General features: G+C 70.1%; 1 protein-coding gene, 2 tRNA genes and 1 pseudogene. All 4 read left to right on the top strand.

The genetic code is table 11. From position 1 onward, the window contains the following. Window positions 1-380: pseudogene (locus tag JHD21_RS19450) on the top strand (glutamate--tRNA ligase); the annotation flags it as partial. Then, the gene (locus JHD21_RS19445) at window positions 377-1,435 is read left to right on the top strand and encodes a CPBP family intramembrane glutamic endopeptidase (RefSeq protein ID WP_292678606.1); all 1,059 of its coding nucleotides are present in this window, start codon (window positions 377-379) and stop codon (window positions 1,433-1,435) included. The pseudogene JHD21_RS19450 and the gene JHD21_RS19445, both read left to right, overlap by 4 nt. 65 nt (window positions 1,436-1,500) lie before the next feature. Continuing rightward, window positions 1,501-1,572, top strand: a tRNA-Gln gene (locus JHD21_RS19440). A 72-nt stretch (window positions 1,573-1,644) separates the two neighbouring features. Further along, window positions 1,645-1,720, top strand: a tRNA-Glu gene (locus JHD21_RS19435). Window positions 1,721-1,867 lie beyond the last annotated feature (147 nt).

The following is a 1,867-nucleotide window of genomic DNA, read 5'->3' as shown; positions in this document are numbered from 1 at the left end:
TGCTCGACCTGGCCATGCCGCTGGTGGCCGAGCGGATCAACAAGCTCACCGAGGCGGTGCCGATGCTCGGGTTCCTGTTCGTCGACGAGGACGCCTTCGAGCTCGTGGACGAGATCGACGAGGCCGGGCGCGACGTCGTACGAGCGGCGCACGACGTGCTGTCGGGGCTGTCCGAGTGGTCGACCGCCGCGATCCAGGAGGCGTTGCAGGACGAGCTGGTCGAGCGGCGCGAGCTCAAGCCACGGGTCGCGTTCGGACCGGTGCGGGTGGCGGTGTCGGGGCGGAAGGTCTCGCCGCCGCTGTTCGAGTCCCTCGAGCTGCTCGGCCGGGAGCGCAGCCTGGGCCGGCTCGCACGGGCCGCCGGGCCGGCCGAGGGATGAGCAACCCGTACGGCGGCTGGCCGCCGCCGGACTTCGACGCCTCGGCGTACCAGCATCCCGGTGCGCCGGTCCCGGCCGGTCCGGTGGGCCCCGCCCTCCCGGCCGGGTCCCTCGAGTACCACCTCATCCAGCGGGCCGGCGCCTGGGGCCCCAGCGGCTGGTGGCGCCCCGTCGTCGGCATCCTCACCGTGGCGCTGAGCTTCCTGTTCGTGCCGGCGGTGCTGGCGGTCGCGTTCCTCATCGGCCTGGTCGCCACGGGCGAGGACCTCGAGCGGGCGACCGAGCGGATCACCGACACCGACAACGTCACCCCCCTGGTGCTCGCGTTCCTCAACGTCAGCCTGGCGGGGCTCATCCCCGTCTGCATCCTGCTGACCCTGGTGCTGCACCGACTGCGTCCGGGCTGGCTGTCCTCGGTCCGGCCGCGGCTGCGGTGGCGCTGGATGACGCTCTGCCTCGGCCTGTCCTTCCTGGCGCTGCTCGTGACGGTCGTCGTCGCGGCGGTACTGCCCAGCGCCGGTGACGCCGGCGAGATGAGCGGCGAGCTCAACGACTGGACGACGACCACCCGCGACTTCGTGCTGGTCATCGTGCTGCTCACGCCGCTCCAGGCGGCGGGGGAGGAGTACGCGTTCCGCGGCTACCTCACCCAGGCCTTCGGCGGCCTGTTCGCGAACCTGGGTCCCCAGGTGTCACGCGCGGCCGCAGTGCTGCTGCCGGCGGTCCTCTTCGCTCTCGCGCACGGAGCACAGGACGCGCCGATCTTCATCGACCGGCTCGCCTTCGGCCTCGTCGCCGGCGTCCTGGTGATCACGACGGGCGGGCTCGAGGCCGGCATCGCCATGCACGTCCTCAACAACTTCCTGGCCTACGGCGTCGCGCTGGCCTACAGCGACATGACCACAGCCCTGAACCCCACCGGAGGCAGCTGGTGGCAGCTCCCGGTGACGCTGACGCAGTCGCTCGCCTACCTCGGTCTGGCGACCTGGGCGGCGCGCCGGATCGGCGTCGCGACGGCCACCTCGGAATTGGAGGGCCCTCGGCCGCGCGTGTAAGGTTTCGCCTCGGTCTGGACGCCCCGGAACGCCGGGGGAATTCAGGCCGAACACCAGTAAGACAGTGGGATATGGTGTAATTGGCAGCACGACTGGTTCTGGTCCAGTTAGTCTAGGTTCGAGTCCTAGTATCCCAGCGAAACACCTGCGTTCCGGCATCTCGATTTGGGCCCCGCACGAGGGTTCGTTACGCTCTCGCAGGTTGTCTCGCCCCCGTTGTGTAGCGGCCTAGCACGCTGCCCTCTCACGGCAGTAGCGCCGGTTCGAATCCGGTCGGGGGTACCAACGACGAAGACCCTCTGCCGCGATACGCGAGGCAGAGGGTCCTTGTCATTGTGGCAAGCCTCAGCTGTGGTGTCCGGAGCTGTGCGCCGGAACTGTGCGCCGGAACTGTGCGCCGGAACTGTGCGCCGGAACTGTGCGCCGGAACTG

The sequence above is a fragment of the Nocardioides sp. genome (genome assembly GCF_016462705.1).
Taxonomy (GTDB): Bacteria; Actinomycetota; Actinomycetes; order Propionibacteriales; family Nocardioidaceae; genus Nocardioides.
Note: the sequence above shows the minus strand (reverse complement) of the source record. Positions and strands in the feature narration are given on the sequence as shown.

Bases quoted from the DNA above. Each gene is read 5' to 3' on its own strand.
- JHD21_RS19445 (WP_292678606.1), top strand. From the start codon at position 377: ATGAGCAACCCGTACGGCGGCTGGCCGCCGCCGGACTTCGACGCCTCG.